Here is a 14,745-nt window from a genome sequence, read left to right on the forward strand (position 1 = left end):
ACCGCCGTCTCCGGAACGTCGCCGCCGACGCGCACAACCGCACCCCGGGTCCCGAACCCGGCGAAGACGACCGCCCCTTCCCGGCCACGCAAACGCCCCGCCCTCCGCGTACCGCGCAGCGTGCGCCGAGCCGCCGGGCCGGTCGGGCTGCTGGCGGTGTGGTTCCTGGCGAGCACCACCGGCGTGCTCCCCGAGTCCGTCCTCGCCTCCCCCGTCGACGTCGTCCAGCGGGCCGTCGACCTGACCGGGACCGGTGAACTGCCGCAGGCCATCGCCGCGTCCGGCCGCCGCGCCGCAATCGGCTTCCTCATCGGTGCGACCGTCGCCCTCGCGCTGTCGCTCGCCGCGGGACTGTTCCGGCTGGGTGAGGACGTCATCGACGCGTCGATGGGCATGTTCCGGGCCATCCCCTGGGTGGGGCTGATCCCGCTGTTCATCGTCTGGTTCGGCATCGACGAGACCCCGAAGATCGCGCTGGTCGCGCTCGGAGTCACCTACCCGCTGTACTTCAACATCTACGGCGGCATCCGCTCCGCCGACGCCCAGCTCATCGAAGCGGGCCGGATGGCGGGCCTCGGCCGCATCGGCCTGATCCGGTACGTGATCCTGCCGTCCGCGCTGCCCGGAGCGCTGGTGGGGCTGCGGTACGCGCTGTCCACCGCCTGGCTGGCCCTGGTCTTCGCCGAGCAGGTCAACGCGGACGCCGGCATCGGCTACCTGATGAGCAACGCCCAGCAGTACTTCCAGACCGACGTGATCGTCCTGTGCCTCGCCGTCTACGCCGTACTGGGGCTGCTGTGCGACTTCGCCGTGCGACTGCTGTCGCGGCGGCTGCTGGCCTGGCGGGCCTCGTTCGACGGCGAAGGGGCGTGACAGAGATGACCACGAACGTGGAGGTCCGCGGGCTGACCCGCGCCTTCGACGACAAGACCGTCATCGACGGGCTCGATCTCACCATCCACCAGGGCGAGTTCGTCGCCCTGCTCGGCCACAGCGGCTGCGGCAAGTCGACGCTGCTGAAGATCCTCGCCGGGCTCGACAGTGAGACCGAGGGCGAGGTCACCGTGCCGGAACGCCGCTCGGTGGCCTTCCAGTCGCCGCGGCTGATGCCCTGGCTGCGCGTGTGGCGCAACGTGGTGCTCGGCCTGCCCGGCTCGCCCGACCGGACGCTTGCCGAGCGCTACCTGGCCGAGGTCGGCATCGAGGAGTACGCGGGCAACTGGCCCAAGACCCTCTCCGGCGGCCAGGCCCAGCGCGTCTCGCTGGCCCGCGCACTGGTCCGCGAACCCGAACTGCTCCTGCTGGACGAGCCGTTCGGCGCGCTGGACGCCCTCACCCGAGGCAGGGCACAGCGGCTGGTCTCCGATCTGTGGCAGCGGCACGGCTGCTCGGTGCTGCTGGTCACCCACGACGTGGAGGAGGCGCTGCTGTTGGCCGACCGGGTCCTGGTGATGGACGGCGGGCGGATCGCATACGAGGCCGAAGTCGGCCTGCGGCGCCCGCGCGACCTCGGCTCCCCCGACTTCGTACGACTCCGTGGCGAACTGCTGCGGCGCCTGGGCGTCCAGGACGCCTCGGCGCATCCCCTGGAAGAGGCACCCGCATGAACCCCGTCAACCGCGTCACCCGCATCAGCCGTCCGCTGAGCTCCGCTCTCGTCCTCGCCGCGCTCCTCGCCACCGCCGCCTGCGGCGGGAACAGCGAGGCCGCGTCCGGTGGCTCTTCGTCGCGCGTCACCCTCACCATCGGCGACCAGGCCAAGAACCTGCAGACCCTGTTCAACACCTCCGGCGCCCTCAAGGGGACGTCGTACAACGTGAAGTGGGCCGAGTTCGAGGGCGCCGCGCCGCTCTTCCAGGCCGTGCAGGCGGGCGCCGCGGACACCTCGTACGCCGCCGACCTCCCCACACTCCAGGCGCTGGCCGGCGGTGTGCCGGTCAAGGCGGTGGGCGCGCTGCACAACGACGGCACGCACACCGGGATCGTGGTCCGGGACGACTCGTCGGTGAGGAGTGTCAAGGACCTCAAGGGCAAGAAGGTCGTGGTCTCCTCGGCCAAGGGTTCCATCGCCGAGTACCTGCTGGCGCACGTGCTGCAGCAGGCGGGGCTGAGCTACGACGACGTCAAGGTGCAGTACCTGCTGCCTACGGACGCTCAGGCCGCGTTCACCTCGGGCAAGGTCGAGGCCTGGGCCACCTTCGGAGTCTACAAGGCCGTCGCCGAGCAGCAGGGCGGCCGGCTCCTCGTCAACGGTGCCGACGGACGCGTGAGCGGCTACGGCTTCATCGGCGCCTCCGAGAAGGCACTGGCCGACAAGGGCAAGAAGGCCGCGATCGCGGACTACCTGCGCCGCCTGGACACGGCACTGGCGTGGTCGCAGAAGCACCCGGACGACTACGCCAAGGCGATCCAGCAGAACAACGGCGCTTCCGCAGAGGTCGCGAAGAAGCTGGTCAGCCAGGCCAACGGCGACCTGCTGCCGGTGGGTCCACAGGTGATCGACGCCGTGCAGAAGGTCGGCGACACCATGCACGGCATCGGCGTCCTCACCCCGAACCCGACCGTCGCCGACCACGTCGACACCAGCCTCATCAAGGAGTGAGCCCCGCCATGCCCGTCGAGTTCATCAGCGCCGTCCACCCGAACCTCGCCACCGAGGGCGACCCCACCGCGGGCACGGGCATCGACGTCGACTACGCCCGCCGCTACGCCCGCGCCCTGGACGACGGCGGCTTCGACTACACCCTCGTCACCTACCACTCGGCCTCCCCCGACGCGCTCCAACTGGCGCAGTTCGTGGCCCACCACACCGAACGCATCAAGCCCGTCCTCGCCCACCGCCCCGGCGTGATCTTCCCGACCCACGCGGCCCGCGCCCTGGCCACGCTGGACCGGATCAGCAAGGGGCGCCTGGTGGTGCACATCATCTCCGGCGGCAGCGACGAGGAGCAACGCCGCGAGGGCGACTACCTGAGTAAGAGCGAGCGGTACGCGCGTTCCGACGAGTACATCCGGATCCTGCGCGACGTGTGGGCGGCCGACGGGCCGGTCTCCCACGAGGGCCCGCACTACCGCTTCGAGGGCTTCCGCTCCGACGTCACCCCGTACCACGGCACCATTCCCATCTCGGTGGGCGGATCCTCCGAGGACGCCTACCGGGTCGGCGGGCAGCAGGGCGACATCTTCGGGCTGTGGGGCGAACCGCTGAAGGAGACCGCCGAGCAGATAGCCGCGGTCCACAAGTACGCCGACGCCGTCGGCCGGCCCCGCCCCCGTATCTGGGTCTCCTTCCGCCCGATCATCGCCCCCACCGACGAACTGGCCTGGGAAAAGGCCCACCGCATCCTCGGCGCCATCAGGACCAACCACGCCGAGCGCGCCAAGCAGCGCCACTACCCGGCGCTCGGCCAGGGCACCCCCGCCAACGTCGGCTCCCAGCGGCTGCTCGCCGTCGCCGAGCGCGGCGAGGTGCACGACCGCTGCCTGTGGACCGCCCCCGCCGCGGCCACCAACGCCGCCGGCGCCTCCACCGCGCTCGTCGGCTCCCCGTAGACGTTCGCCAAGGCGCTGCTCGACTACGTCGACATCGGCTGCGAGCTGCTGTCCATCCGCGGTTACGACCCGCTCAACGACGCGATCGACTACGCCCGTCACGTCCTTCCGCTGGTGCGCCAGGAGCTGGCGCACCGCGCCGCCTCGGGAGCGGCCGCGTGAGGCGGGCGGGGCGCGCGCTCGCCCTCGCCGGGCTCCTCGTCGTGGCAGTCAGCGCATGCGGCGGCCCCGCGGGCGCCGAGGACGGCAATGACACCGTCACGCTGCACGTGGGCGCGACGGGCTGGAAGCGCGAGGAGGCCCTGCTGAAGTTCGCCCACCTCGACGACACGCCGTACCAGGTGCGATGGAGTCTCTTCCAGGGCGGCGACAAACAGTTGGAGGCGGTACGAGCCGGGGCGCTCGACGTGGCGAGCTCCAGCGAGATCCCGCCGGTCTTCGCCGCCGCCGACGGCAAGCCCAACTTCAAGGTCGTCGCCGTGCAGCGCGGCAACACCCTCAACCAGGAGGTTGTGGCCCCCAAGGGCTCCGAGGCCACCTCGATCGCGCAGCTGAAGGGCAAGAAGGTCGGCTACGTCAAGAACACCACCGCCCACTACTTCCTCTACGAACTGCTCAAGCAGGCCGGACTCGGCTGGGACGACATCACCGCCGCCCCGCTGGAGCCCGACAAGGCACTCGCCGCGCTGAACGGCGGCTCGATCGACGCCTTCGCCGGATACGGCAACGCGATCATCGCCGCCCACCAGCAGGGCGCCCGCACCATCGGCTCCGGCAAGGACATCCTCTCCGGCAACTTCCTGTGGACCGCCTCCACCGACACGCTCGGCAGCGCGGCCGAACGCGAGGCACTGGCGGATCTGCTCGCCCGTATCGACCAGGCGTACGCGTACGTCCGCGACGGGCACGAGAAGGAGTACGCGAAGGTCGTCGCCGCCGCCACGCACCAGCCGGTGGAGGAGGCGCTGGAGGAGTTGGAGGAGGGCGAGGCACAGCGGAAGACCGAGATGCAGGTGGTGACCGCGCAGGCCACCGCGTCCCAGCAGGAGGTCGCCGACGCCTTCCGGGACCTCGGTGCGCTAAAGCAGCCGCTTGAGGTCTCCGCCTTCTGGACCGACCGTCTCAACTCCCCGCTGCAAAAGGCCCTTTCCTCATGACGACCGCTCTTCGGCTGCCCGTGCCCGATCTCGCCGCCCTCGCCTCGGTGACGGACCGGCTCGCCGCCACGGCTGCCGCGTACGACCGCACGGGTGCCTTCCCCGCCGACGGGATCCGGGCCGCGCACGAGGCGGGGCTGCTCACCGCCACCGTCGCCGAGCGCTACGGCGGGCCGGGCCTCGGGGTCGCCGCCACCGCCCGCATCCTGCACGCCCTGGGCGAAGGCGACCCCTCGGTGGCCCTCATCGCGGCAATGAACCTGACCATCCACCACCGCCAGGCCGTACGACCGCACTGGCCCGAGGAGTTGTACGGGCAGGTCCTGGCCGCAGCCGCACAGCGGCCGGTACTGCTCAACCACGTGCGGGTGGAGCCCGAGCTCGGCTCCCCCGCGCGTGGCGGGCTGCCCGCGACAGTGGCCCGGCGCACGGCGACCGGCTGGTCCCTCACCGGCCGCAAGCGGTTCGCCACCGGCGTGGAGGGGCTCGACTGGCTGCTGGTGTGGGCCACCACGGACGAACCCACGCCACGGGTCGGCACGTTCGCCGTGCCCGGCACCGCCCCAGGCATCGAGATCACCCATCGCTGGGACCACCTGGGGCTGCGGGCCAGCGGCAGCCACGACATCGCGCTGCACGAGGTGGAGATCCCCGCCGGGAACGTGGTCGACATCGCCGCCCACGGTCCCGGCGCCGAGCAGGACAACCGCGCCGCCGCCGCTCTCCACCTCCCGCTCGCCGCCCTGTACCTGGGTGTGGCCCGCGCGGCCCAGCGGTACTTCCACCGCTTCGCCCGCGAACGGATCCCCGCCAACCTCGGCCACCCGGTCGCCGGTACGGAACGCTTCCGCCGGGCCGCCGGAGAGATCGCTGTGCGCCTGGACTCCGCCGAGCAGCTGGTGTTCGGCGGCGCGGAGCGGGTGGACGCGGCCGACGAGACCTACACCCCCGAACTGGCCCTGGGCGCCCGGATCCTGGCCGACCGGCACGCCGTCGAGGCGGTCGGGCTGGCGGTACGGCTACTGGGCAATCCGGGGCTGAGCCGCGACAACCCGCTGGAGCGCCACTTCCGCGACGTCCAATGCGCCCTGGTGCACGCACCGCAGGAGGACGTCGCGCTGCTCGCCGTCGGCGGCCGTGCACTGGAGGGCACCGGATGACCGTCACCGAACTCGGCGCGGCCGAGTCGCTGTTGGCCGCCCTGAGCCGCGACCTGCCGGGTGACGCGCTCACCACCGGCCCCGAGGCCACCGCCCCGTACGCCGCCGACCGTTCCGGCAGCCGCCCGGACGGCGAGCCCTTGGCCGTCGTGCACGCGGCGAACGCCGAGCACGTGCGGACGATACTGCGGCATGCGCACGCGCTGCGGGTGCCGGTGGTGCCGCGCGGGGCCGGGACCGGACTGTCCGGCGGCGCGAATGCCGGCGCGGGCGCGGTCGTGCTGGACCTGTCCCGGATGAACCAGATCCTCGACCTGGACCCGCACGAGCAGATCGCGGTTGTCGAACCGGGTGTCATCACCGCCGACCTGGACCGCGCGGCAGGCGAGTTCGGGCTGCGCTACGCGCCGGATCCGGCGAGCGCGGCGATCTCCACCGTGGGCGGCAACATCGCCACCAACGCGGGCGGGCTACGCTGCGCCAAGTACGGGGTGACCCGCGATGCGGTGCTGGGTCTCGACGTGGTGCTCGCGGACGGCACGCCGATACGGACCGGCCGGCGCACCGTCAAAGGGGTGACCGGCTACGACCTGACGGCCCTGTTCACCGGCTCGGAGGGCACCCTGGGCGTGATCACTGCCGCGACGCTGCGGCTGCGCCCGGTTCCGGAGTCGACGGCCACCGTCGCCGCGTACTTCGGCACCTTCGCCGAGGGCGCCGAGGCCATGTCGGCGCTGACCGCCGCCCGGCTGGAGCCTTCCATGGCGGAGCTGCTGGACGGGCCGGTGCTGGGCGCCGTGGACGACGCGCAGGGCACCGATCTTCGATCCCATGGTGGGGCATTGCTGCTTCTGCAGTGCGACGGACGTGCAGCGGCGGCCGAGGCGGAACTGGCGGCACGGATGCTGCGCGGGCGTGCGGCGTCGGTCGAGACCACCGCCGACCCGGCGGAGGCGGACCGGCTGCTCGCGGCCCGCAAGCTCGCGCTGCCCGCCCTGGAGCGGCTGGGCCGGGTGCTGATCGAGGACATCGCGGTGCCCAGGACCCGCCTGGCCGACGCCGTCCGGGAGATCTCCGCGGCCGCCGAGCGCCACGACGTTCGGATCTTCACCTTCGCGCACGCCGCCGACGGCAACCTCCACCCCATCCTCGTCCTGGACCCCGGCACTCCCGCCATCCCGGACGCGGCCTGGCGGGCGGCGTCTGACATCTTCACCGCCGCGCTGCGGCTGGGCGGCACCCTCACCGGGGAGCACGGCGTGGGCACCCTCAAGCGCCGGTGGCTGGCGGACGAACTCGGCCCGCAGCAGCACGCGTTGCAGCAGCGCATCAAGGCGGCCTTCGACCCGCACCACATCCTCAACCCGGGCAAGGCCCTGTGAAGGAGATCCCTCATGGCAACAGTTCTCTCCGTCTCCGGAAGCCCCTCCCCCACCTCCCGCACCGCCCGCCTCCTGCGCGACCTCGACACCCGGCTCACCGCGCAGGGACACGAGGTGATCCCCCTGGACGTCCGCACGCTCCCGCCCGAGGCCCTGCTGCACGCCGACTTCGGTCATCCGGCGATCGTCGAGGCCGGCGCGCTCTTCGCCCAGGCCGACGGAGTCGTCGTCGCAACCCCCGTCTACAAGGCCGCCTACTCGGGGCTGCTCAAGTCGCTGCTGGACCTGCTGCCGCAGTACGCGCTGAAGGACAAGACCGTCCTGCCACTGGCCACTGGGGGTACCACCGCCCACGTCCTGGCCATCGACTACGCCCTGCGCCCGGTCCTCGCCTCCATGGGCCCGGCCCACATCACGCCCGGCTGGTTCGTCCTGGACAAGCACATCGACGTACGGCAGGACGGCGGCATCATCGTGGAGCCGGGCACGAGGGAGGCGCTGGACCAGGTCGTCGACCAGTTCTCCGCCGCCCTCAGCGAACGTCGGCCGCTGAGGGCTGCGGCGTGAGCGACAAGCGGCGGCCGGCTTGCCTTTGACGCGCACGTCAAGGGTTAGCGTCTGCGCGCCGTCCACGACCGGCCGGCCCCGCCACGCCCGCCCCGACCAGGAGACTCCGCATGGCCAGTGCCCTGCCTTCTGCCACCCGCGAGATCCGGCTCGCCACCGTCCCGAAAGGGCTGCCCGGCCCTGAGCACTTCGCCGTCGTCACACAGCCGCTGACCGCTCCGGGCCCCGGACAGGTCGTCGTGCGGAACCAGTACTTCCTCGTCTTCCCAGGGCTGCGGACCCTCATCGGAGGGGAGGTCGAGGGCGTACCGCTGCCGCCGATCCACGCCGGTGACGCTCTCTTCGGTCCCGCTGTGGGCGAGGTCGTCGCCGCGGGCCCCGGCAGCCCGCTCCGGCCGGGAGACGCCGTCACGCACCTGTTCGGCTGGCGTGAGCACGCGCTGCTCGCGGCGGACCGGTGCACCCCGATCGGCGATGAGCTGCCCGACCCGGTGACACACCTGTCCTCGGGAGCGGCCACCTACGGCGCGCTCACCCGGCTCGCCGAGATCCGCCCCGGCGACACGGTGTTCGTCACCGGGGCGGCCGGCGCGGTGGGCACCCTGGCAGGTCCGGTCGCCAGGCTGCTGGGTGCCGGCAGAGTCATCGGCAGTACCCGCTCCCCGGCCAAGGCCGATCGGCTGCTCACCGAACTGGGCTATGACGCGGTGGTGGTGCCCCGCTCCCCGTCCGCCACGCTCGCCGGGCAACTGAGGGAAGCGGCGCCCGAGGGCATCGACGTCCTGGTGGACACCGTAGGCGGCGAACACCTCACCGTGGCACTCACGGCAGCGCGCCGCGGTGCCCGCTTCGCGCTGGTCGGCGCGCTGTCCGGACAACTGTCGACGGACAGGGGCGGCGGCAGCGCGCCGGCCGACATCGACTCCTACCGCGTCATCACCCAGGGGATCACGCTGCGCGGCTACAGCGGCACGGACCACCCCGAAGTGGCGGACGAGTGGATCACACGGTTCGGCCCCTGGCTGCGCTCCGGTGAGATCTCCTTTCCGCATGTGCGGATCCCGGGCATCGAACGAGCCCCTCAAGCGTTGCAGGAACTGTTCGAAGGGCGGCACTTCGGCACCGTCGTCGTGGAGCTGCCGCCCCAGTGACGGATCGCCGCCGCGCCTCGCGAGCCGGCGCGCGACACGGACCGAGGCGAGGGTCGGCATGCGGATCTCAGACGCGGCGGCGGCAGCCGGAACCACCCCGCGGGCCCTGCGGTTCTACGAAGAGCGCGGCCTGCTGCCCCCGCCGCCGCGCACGGCCACCGGCCAACGGCGGTACGGGCCCGACGAGATCGCCCGGGTCCGCGTCATCCGTGAGCTGCTCGGCCTCGGCCTCACCGTCGAGGACCTGCGCGGCATCGCCGACCGGATCCAGCTCTTGGTCGAGGATCCGGGGCGGCGCTGCGCGAACGCCGACGCGGCCTCCCTCGCCTCCGGCGTGGTCGAGCGGAGGCTGGCGGCCATCGACGCCGCGATCGACCGCCTGAGCCTGCTGCGCTCCCGGCTGGCGCAGCAGACAGGACGGGCGTAGGCCCTTCCCGTTCGGTGCCGGCGGACCCTGGCAGGTCTTCCCTCCCGTCTACCGAAAGCCCAGGTCAGCGACGTATCCGGCGATGCGCCAGGTGGCGCAACACTTCCGCAACACCACTATCCCTACCGGATAAGTATGGTCCCGAGCGGCCCTGGCCACGGCGACGACGGACCCGGACGCGGACGTCAGGGCCTATGCGGCCCGGGCACTGTGAGCGAACCGCTGCGACGGAGACGACAGCTCCGGAGCACGGGCAGCGAGGTGGGCCGTGCTGACAAGGGCCCTCACAAGCCAAGCGTAGGTTGACACCGAGCTTCCGCGATTATGCGCCGAGGTCGGGAGAGCTGGTGGTGTTCGATCCGGCATTCGCCCGTACCATCGGCATCGCATCAGGCGTCTTTCGGACGGCTGCGTCCGGCTCCGCCGCCCGCCAAGGGCAAGCCCAGGGATTTCTCAGTTGGACATCAGCCGGACCACTTCTCCCGGGGTGATGCGTCCCGCGTCACGGAGGGCGGCCTCGCGGGCGAACTTGGCGGCCGGCTCGGCGGCGAGAGCGACCGCCTCGGCGTCGTCGGCGATCACGTGGGTCATCGCCGGCTCCCGGCGTCCGCGAAGGGGATCTGAGCGACGGGCTGTGCGGCCGTCGCGCCGGGGAACGGATGGCTCCACAGCCCGCGCGCCTCCAGCCGTGGCAGGACGCCCTCGCCGAACCAGTACGCCTCCTCCAAGTGCGGGTAGCCGGAGAGCACGAACTCGTCGATGCCGAGGGCGTGGTACTCCTTGATGCGCTCGGCGACCTCGTCATGGCTGCCGACCAGGGCGGTGCCCGCGCCGCCGCGGACCAGGCCGATGCCGGCCCACAGGTTGGGGCGGATCTCCAGACGGTCGCGGCTGCCGCCGCCGTGCAGGGCGAGCATCCGCTGCTGGCCCTCGGACTCGCTGCGGGCGAGCCCAGCCTGGACCGACCGCACGGTTTCCGGGTCGAAGCCCTCCAGTAGACGGTTCGCCTCCGCCCAGGCCTGCTCGGGGGTGTCGCGGGTGATGACGTGCAGCCGGATCCCGAAGCGCAGGGTGCGGCCCTCCTTGGCCGCCAGCCCTCGGATCCAGGCGATCTTCTCGGCGACCGCGGCCGGCGGCTCGCCCCATGTGAGGTACACGTCGACGTGCTTCGCCGCGACCTCCCCGGCGATGGGCGAGGACCCGCCGAAGTACACCTCCGGCACCGGGTCGGGCACCCGGGCCAGCTTCGCCTCCTCGATCCGGAGGTGCTCACCCGCCAGGTCGACGGTCTTCCCCTGCCACAACCCCCGGACGATTTCCAGGAATTCGCCGGTTCGGCGGTAGCGGGCATCCTTGTCGAGGAAGTCGCCGTAAGCCTTCTGCTCGTGGCTCTCGCCGCCGGTAACCACGTTGAGCAGCAGCCGTCCGCCGGTCTGCCGCTGGAAGGTGGACGCCATCTGCGCGGCGAGCGTCGGCGAGACGAAGCCGGGCCGGAAGGCGACCAGGAACTTCAGCCGCTCGGTATTCTGGCTGACCATCGCCGTGGTCAGCCACGCGTCCTCGCACCAGGCGCCGGTGGGGGTGAGCGCGCCCACGAAGCCCAACTCCTCGGCGGCGCGGGCGATCTGGCTCAGATAGGCGACCGTCGGCGGCCGGTCACCGCCGGTCGTGGTGACCGGGGTGCCGTGGCCGCCGCCGACGGCATGGCGGCTGTCCCCGTTGGTGGGCAGGAACCAGTGGAAGGTGAGGGACACGTGGGCCTCCGATGGGGGATTGGTTCGTCAGAGCAGGCCGTGCCGGGGTGGCCGTGTACCGTTGAGCAGGTAACGGCCGATGTGCTGGACCTTCCAGCGGGCCGGATCGTGCAGCGTGTGGGTGCGGGCGTCACGCCAATGGCGGTGCAGCCCCAGGGAGTCGAGCGCCGACCGGGTGCCGGCGACCTCGAAGAGGGCGCTGCCGACCTCAACAGCGGTCTCCGCCGCCGTCACCTTTGCGGCGGCCACCGCGATGGAGGCCTCGGCGGCGGAGTCGTCGTTCAGGTCGGTACGGGCGGCGTCCACGGACCGCGCCGCGGTGACGAGCAGCGCGTCGGCGGCCCGTACGCGGATAGCCAGTTCCCCGAACCGCTGGATCAGCAGCGGGTCCTCGGCGGCGGTCGCGTGGCCTTCGTCGACGCTTTCGAACCATGGACGGCTCTTCGTGCGGACGAACTCCACGACCTCGGCCAGTGCTCCGGAGGCGATTCCGGCGTCGATGGCGGCGTGCAGCAACTGGGCGACGGCCCCGTGGAGTTGGGGCCCCTGGAAGGTGAGGTGGTGCGGCACCACCCGGTCGGCGGGCACAGGCACCGACTCCAGGCGGACGGTTCCGCTGGCGGTGGTGCGCTGCCCCATCCCGTCCCAGTCGTCCACGACCGTGAGGCCGGGCGCGTCGCGGGGCACGTACGCCACGTGCAGGTTGTCGTCGTCGGCGTGGGCGAGGACGGGGATCCAGTCGGCGAACAGCGCGCCGGTGGAGTAGTGCTTGACGCCGTCGAGGACGTACGACCCGTCCGGGCGCCGCGCGAGCCGCGTTCGGATGTCCTGTACGTGGCTGGTGCCCGCCTCGGACTGGGCGTTGCCGAACCGCTTCCCCGCCAGCACCTCGCCGAAGAAGAACTCCTTCTGCGTCTGCGTCCCCTGCCGGCGCAGCACGCCCACGTACACGAAGTGGCTCTGCGGGATCTGCGCGAGGCTGGCGTCGGCGGAGGCCAGCAGCCGGAAGATCTCCGCGAGTGTCTCCGTACGGACGTCCGCGCCGCCGAACTCCGCGGGCACCGCCACCCCGAGCAGCCCGGAGGCGGACAGCCGCCCCAGTTCCCCATGCGGAAGTCTGCGCCGCGCGTCCCGCTCGGCGGCGTCCTTGCGGAAGTCCGCCGCCAGTTCGGCGGCGACGACGAGGGCCTCGGCGTCGTCGGCGATCACGGTCGCGGCGCTCATCCGGTGGCCGCCAGCAGGGTCGGGCGGCCGCCAAGGGCGAGCGAGAACTGGTCGGTGACCTGGGCCAGTACCTCGGCGGGGCCCGGAGCGACGGTCAGGGTGCCGTCGTCGGCCACGGTGATGTCCTTGTCGAGCGTGAACCAGCCCGGCGTGATGTGGGCGGGGCCCATGGAGTTCAGCACGGGGCGCAGGGCGTAGTCGATGGCCAGGACGTGGGCGGTGGTGCCGCCGGTGGCCAGCGGCAGGACGGTCTTGCCCGCCAGGGCGTACTGCGGGAGCAGGTCCAGCAGCGACTTCAGAAGCCCGGAGTAGGCGGCCTTGTAGACGGGGGTGCCGATCACGATCCCGTCCGCCCGCTCGACCAGGGCGGTGGCCTCGACGATCGCCGGATGCCGGAAGTCGGCGTGCAGCAGGGCCTCGGGCGGGAGCGTACGGACGTCGAGCGGGATGACGTCGTGCCCATGGGCCCTGAGCCGGTCGTCCAGGTGGCGCAGCAGTCGGGCGGTGCGGGAGGTGGCGGAGGGGCTTCCGGAGACGGACAGGACGGTGGCCATGCGAGGACCTTTCAGGGTCGTGTCGGATGCGGATGGCGGTCAGACTCGGGCGTCGATGGGCTCGGACTCGGCTTCCCGGGCCTCCAGTTCACGGACCAGAGGCAGCACCCGCTTGCCGAAGTACTCGACCTCCTCCAGGTAGTGCAGGAAGCCGAGAAGGAAGAGGTCCACGCCGAGGCGCTTGTAGGCGACGATCCGCTCGGCGATCTGCTCCGGCGTGCCGATCAGGCCGGTGCGGAAGCCGTCGTTGTACTGGACGAGGTCCTCGAAGGTGGAGTCCTGCCACATGCCCTTGCCGTCGGCGGTGGACTGCCCGGCCTGCTGGACGGCGTCCCGGAAGCCGTGCACGGCCGGGGTGTCGGCCTTGGCGACGATCTCGCGCAGCGTGTCGCGGGCCTCGGTCTCGGTGTCGCGAGCGATGAGGAAGCCGTTCAGGCCGAACTTCGGTGGCTTGCGGCCCGCTTGGGCAGCGGAGGCACGGACGTCATGGATCTGCTCGGTGACGCCGTCGAGGTCCTTGCCGTTGGAGAAGTACCAGTCGGAGACCCGGCCGGCCATGGCGCGCGCGGCGGTGGAGTTGCCGCCCTGGAAGATCTCCGGGTGCGGCCGCTCGGGGGTGTTGAGCGGCTTGGGCTTGAGCGAGAAGTCGCGCAGCCGGTAGAAGTCACCCGCGAGTTCGGCGTGGTCCTCGGTCCAGATCTTCCGCAGGGCGCGGATGAACTCCTCCGAGCGGCGGTAGCGCTCGTCGTGCTCCAGCCAGGGCTCGCCCAGGGCGGTGAACTCGCCCTTGAACCAGCCGCTGACGACGTTGACCGCGAAGCGGCCGCCCGACAGGTGGTCGGCGGTGGCGCCGAGTTTGGCGAGGACGCCCGGGTGCCACAGGCCGGGGTGGACGGCGGCGATGACCTTCAGCCGCTGGGTGGCGAGCAGCAGGGCGAGGCTGAAGCTGGTCGACTCGTGCTGGTACTCGGCGCCGTAACTGGCCATGTAGCGAACCTGGCTGAGGGCGTAGTCGAAGCCGTTGTTCTCGGCGAGCACGGCCAGTTCGCGGTTGTAGTCGTAGCCCCAGTCGGTGCGCTGCTCGATGGTGCTGGTGACCAGGCCGCCGCTGACGTTCGGCACCCAGTAGGCGAAGCGGACGGGGTCGGATCCGGGCGGTACGGGCATGGGGGAACTCCTCGCGGAAACGCGCATGCGAAAAGGCGCGTGCGATGACAGGGAAACGTGTTCAGTGATCGGGATTCAGGTGTGCGGGGACGACGTTCCCGGAGAGACCGAAATCAGCACGGAAGACGGTCGGCGGTGGAATTCGCGAAGGGAGAATCGGCGCAGGTGCGAGGGTTTCCCTCGGGCGCGCTCAGACCCGACAGCGACAGCAGGAGCTGGAGACACGCGCGAGGTCGACGTGGCGTCGCCGCGTGAGGTCCTGTCGCTTCATGTCTTCGATCAAAGCAGTGGGCAGTCCGGCGGGTCAAGAATGCCCGGATGTCATTCCACATGCTGAGAGTCGGGATTCACGAGGTTGTGACAGGGATTCCCTTGAACCCGGTGTGCGGCGAACGGCAGTCTCCTGGCCGTGCGTATCGAACAGCTTGAATACATCGCCACCGTCACGCGGTTGGGGTCGCTGCGGCGCGCCGCAGAGGAACTGCACCTGTCCCAGCCCGCGCTCAGCGAGACCGTGCGCAATCTGGAGCGCGAACTGGGCGTGGATCTGCTGGAGCGCAAGCGGTCCGGGGCGAAGATCAGCGACGAGGGCCGCGAACTGCTGCCGCACACCATGAGCGTGTTGGACGCGGTCGACCGGCTGCGTGGTG

At 71.6% G+C, this 14,745-nt stretch carries 16 protein-coding genes and 1 pseudogene; 11 read left to right on the forward strand and 6 right to left on the reverse strand.

Translation table 11 applies throughout. From position 1 onward, the window contains the following. Nucleotides 1–120 precede the first annotated feature (120 nt). From ACTWQJ_RS29255 to ACTWQJ_RS29300, 10 genes and pseudogenes are all read left to right on the forward strand, one after another. Entirely contained in the window at nt 121–873 is a 753-nt protein-coding gene (locus ACTWQJ_RS29255; protein WP_443309556.1) for an ABC transporter permease subunit, read from the forward strand. A 5-nt stretch (nt 874–878) separates the two neighbouring features. Continuing rightward, nucleotides 879–1,607 (forward strand): ABC transporter ATP-binding protein, encoded by a 729-nt coding sequence (locus ACTWQJ_RS29260; protein ID WP_443309542.1) that lies wholly within the window; start codon nt 879–881, stop codon nt 1,605–1,607. After that, entirely contained in the window at nt 1,604–2,602 is a 999-nt protein-coding gene (locus ACTWQJ_RS29265; RefSeq protein ID WP_443309543.1) for an ABC transporter substrate-binding protein, read from the forward strand. Before ACTWQJ_RS29260 ends, ACTWQJ_RS29265 begins: the two co-directional genes overlap by 4 nt. An 8-nt stretch (nt 2,603–2,610) precedes the next feature. Beyond that, nucleotides 2,611–3,714 (forward strand): annotated as a pseudogene (locus ACTWQJ_RS29270) (LLM class flavin-dependent oxidoreductase). Next, nucleotides 3,711–4,709, forward strand: a complete 999-nt coding sequence (locus ACTWQJ_RS29275; protein WP_443309544.1) for an ABC transporter substrate-binding protein — start codon at nt 3,711–3,713, stop codon at nt 4,707–4,709. The pseudogene ACTWQJ_RS29270 and the gene ACTWQJ_RS29275 overlap by 4 nt, the downstream one beginning before the upstream one ends. Then, entirely contained in the window at nt 4,706–5,869 is a 1,164-nt protein-coding gene (locus tag ACTWQJ_RS29280; protein WP_443309545.1) for an acyl-CoA dehydrogenase family protein, read from the forward strand. The genes ACTWQJ_RS29275 and ACTWQJ_RS29280 overlap by 4 nt, the downstream gene beginning before the upstream one ends. Continuing rightward, nucleotides 5,866–7,251 (forward strand): FAD-binding oxidoreductase, encoded by a 1,386-nt coding sequence (locus ACTWQJ_RS29285; RefSeq protein ID WP_443309546.1) that lies wholly within the window; start codon nt 5,866–5,868, stop codon nt 7,249–7,251. Before ACTWQJ_RS29280 ends, ACTWQJ_RS29285 begins: the two co-directional genes overlap by 4 nt. A gap of 12 nt (nt 7,252–7,263) precedes the next feature. After that, nucleotides 7,264–7,818, forward strand: coding sequence for an NADPH-dependent FMN reductase (gene ssuE / locus ACTWQJ_RS29290; protein ID WP_443309547.1), 555 nt, complete (start codon nt 7,264–7,266; stop codon nt 7,816–7,818). Nucleotides 7,819–7,928: 110 nt separating this feature from the next. Next, nucleotides 7,929–8,969 carry an MDR family NADP-dependent oxidoreductase gene (locus ACTWQJ_RS29295; protein ID WP_443309548.1) on the forward strand — a complete coding sequence of 347 codons (1,041 nt, stop codon included), beginning with the start codon at nt 7,929–7,931 and terminating at the stop codon, nt 8,967–8,969. A 58-nt stretch (nt 8,970–9,027) separates the two neighbouring features. After that, on the forward strand, nt 9,028–9,396 hold the full coding sequence (locus ACTWQJ_RS29300; RefSeq protein ID WP_443309549.1) for a MerR family transcriptional regulator: 369 nt from the start codon (nt 9,028–9,030) through the stop codon (nt 9,394–9,396). Nucleotides 9,397–9,849: 453 nt separating this feature from the next. Here ACTWQJ_RS29300 and ACTWQJ_RS29305 read toward each other — a convergent pair whose 3' ends face one another. The 6 genes from ACTWQJ_RS29305 to ACTWQJ_RS29330 all read right to left on the reverse strand — a co-directional run bounded on the left by ACTWQJ_RS29305 (nt 9,850) and on the right by ACTWQJ_RS29330 (nt 14,366). Next, nucleotides 9,850–9,987, reverse strand: a complete 138-nt coding sequence (locus ACTWQJ_RS29305) for a hypothetical protein (RefSeq protein ID WP_443309550.1) — start codon at nt 9,985–9,987, stop codon at nt 9,850–9,852. Further along, nucleotides 9,984–11,150: an LLM class flavin-dependent oxidoreductase gene (locus ACTWQJ_RS29310; RefSeq protein ID WP_443309551.1), complete on the reverse strand. Its 1,167-nt coding sequence runs from the start codon at nt 11,148–11,150 to the stop codon at nt 9,984–9,986. Before ACTWQJ_RS29310 ends, ACTWQJ_RS29305 begins: the two co-directional genes overlap by 4 nt. A gap of 27 nt (nt 11,151–11,177) precedes the next feature. Next, nucleotides 11,178–12,374, reverse strand: coding sequence for an SfnB family sulfur acquisition oxidoreductase (locus ACTWQJ_RS29315; RefSeq protein ID WP_443309552.1), 1,197 nt, complete (start codon nt 12,372–12,374; stop codon nt 11,178–11,180). Beyond that, complete coding sequence (ssuE, locus tag ACTWQJ_RS29320) at nt 12,371–12,928, reverse strand: NADPH-dependent FMN reductase (protein ID WP_443309553.1); 558 nt, start codon at nt 12,926–12,928, stop codon at nt 12,371–12,373. The genes ACTWQJ_RS29315 and ssuE (ACTWQJ_RS29320) overlap by 4 nt, the downstream gene beginning before the upstream one ends. 39 nt (nt 12,929–12,967) lie before the next feature. Continuing rightward, nucleotides 12,968–14,095 (reverse strand): dimethylsulfone monooxygenase SfnG, encoded by a 1,128-nt coding sequence (sfnG, locus tag ACTWQJ_RS29325; RefSeq protein ID WP_443309554.1) that lies wholly within the window; start codon nt 14,093–14,095, stop codon nt 12,968–12,970. 190 nt (nt 14,096–14,285) lie between these two features. Then, nucleotides 14,286–14,366: a putative leader peptide gene (locus tag ACTWQJ_RS29330; RefSeq protein WP_351078001.1), complete on the reverse strand. Its 81-nt coding sequence runs from the start codon at nt 14,364–14,366 to the stop codon at nt 14,286–14,288. 138 nt (nt 14,367–14,504) lie between these two features. Here ACTWQJ_RS29330 and ACTWQJ_RS29335 point away from each other — a divergent pair. Continuing rightward, nucleotides 14,505–14,745, forward strand: a 241-nt coding sequence (locus ACTWQJ_RS29335; protein ID WP_443309555.1) for a LysR family transcriptional regulator, incomplete at its 3' end; no start/stop codon positions are given.

Source organism: Streptomyces sp. KR55, from assembly GCF_052245645.1.
GTDB classification, from domain to species: domain Bacteria; phylum Actinomycetota; class Actinomycetes; order Streptomycetales; family Streptomycetaceae; genus Streptomyces; species Streptomyces flavusporus.

Coding starts and splice junctions, on each gene's coding strand:
- ACTWQJ_RS29260 (WP_443309542.1), top strand. CDS start 879: ATGACCACGAACGTGGAGGTCCGCGGGCTGACCCGCGCCTTCGACGAC.
- ACTWQJ_RS29265 (WP_443309543.1), top strand. CDS start 1,604: ATGAACCCCGTCAACCGCGTCACCCGCATCAGCCGTCCGCTGAGCTCC.
- ACTWQJ_RS29280 (WP_443309545.1), top strand. CDS start 4,706: ATGACGACCGCTCTTCGGCTGCCCGTGCCCGATCTCGCCGCCCTCGCC.
- ACTWQJ_RS29285 (WP_443309546.1), top strand. CDS start 5,866: ATGACCGTCACCGAACTCGGCGCGGCCGAGTCGCTGTTGGCCGCCCTG.
- ssuE (WP_443309547.1), top strand. CDS start 7,264: ATGGCAACAGTTCTCTCCGTCTCCGGAAGCCCCTCCCCCACCTCCCGC.
- ACTWQJ_RS29295 (WP_443309548.1), top strand. CDS start 7,929: ATGGCCAGTGCCCTGCCTTCTGCCACCCGCGAGATCCGGCTCGCCACC.
- ACTWQJ_RS29300 (WP_443309549.1), top strand. CDS start 9,028: ATGCGGATCTCAGACGCGGCGGCGGCAGCCGGAACCACCCCGCGGGCC.
- ACTWQJ_RS29305 (WP_443309550.1), bottom strand. CDS start 9,987: ATGACCCACGTGATCGCCGACGACGCCGAGGCGGTCGCTCTCGCCGCC.
- ACTWQJ_RS29315 (WP_443309552.1), bottom strand. CDS start 12,374: ATGAGCGCCGCGACCGTGATCGCCGACGACGCCGAGGCCCTCGTCGTC.
- ssuE (WP_443309553.1), bottom strand. CDS start 12,928: ATGGCCACCGTCCTGTCCGTCTCCGGAAGCCCCTCCGCCACCTCCCGC.
- sfnG (WP_443309554.1), bottom strand. CDS start 14,095: ATGCCCGTACCGCCCGGATCCGACCCCGTCCGCTTCGCCTACTGGGTG.
- ACTWQJ_RS29330 (WP_351078001.1), bottom strand. CDS start 14,366: ATGAAGCGACAGGACCTCACGCGGCGACGCCACGTCGACCTCGCGCGT.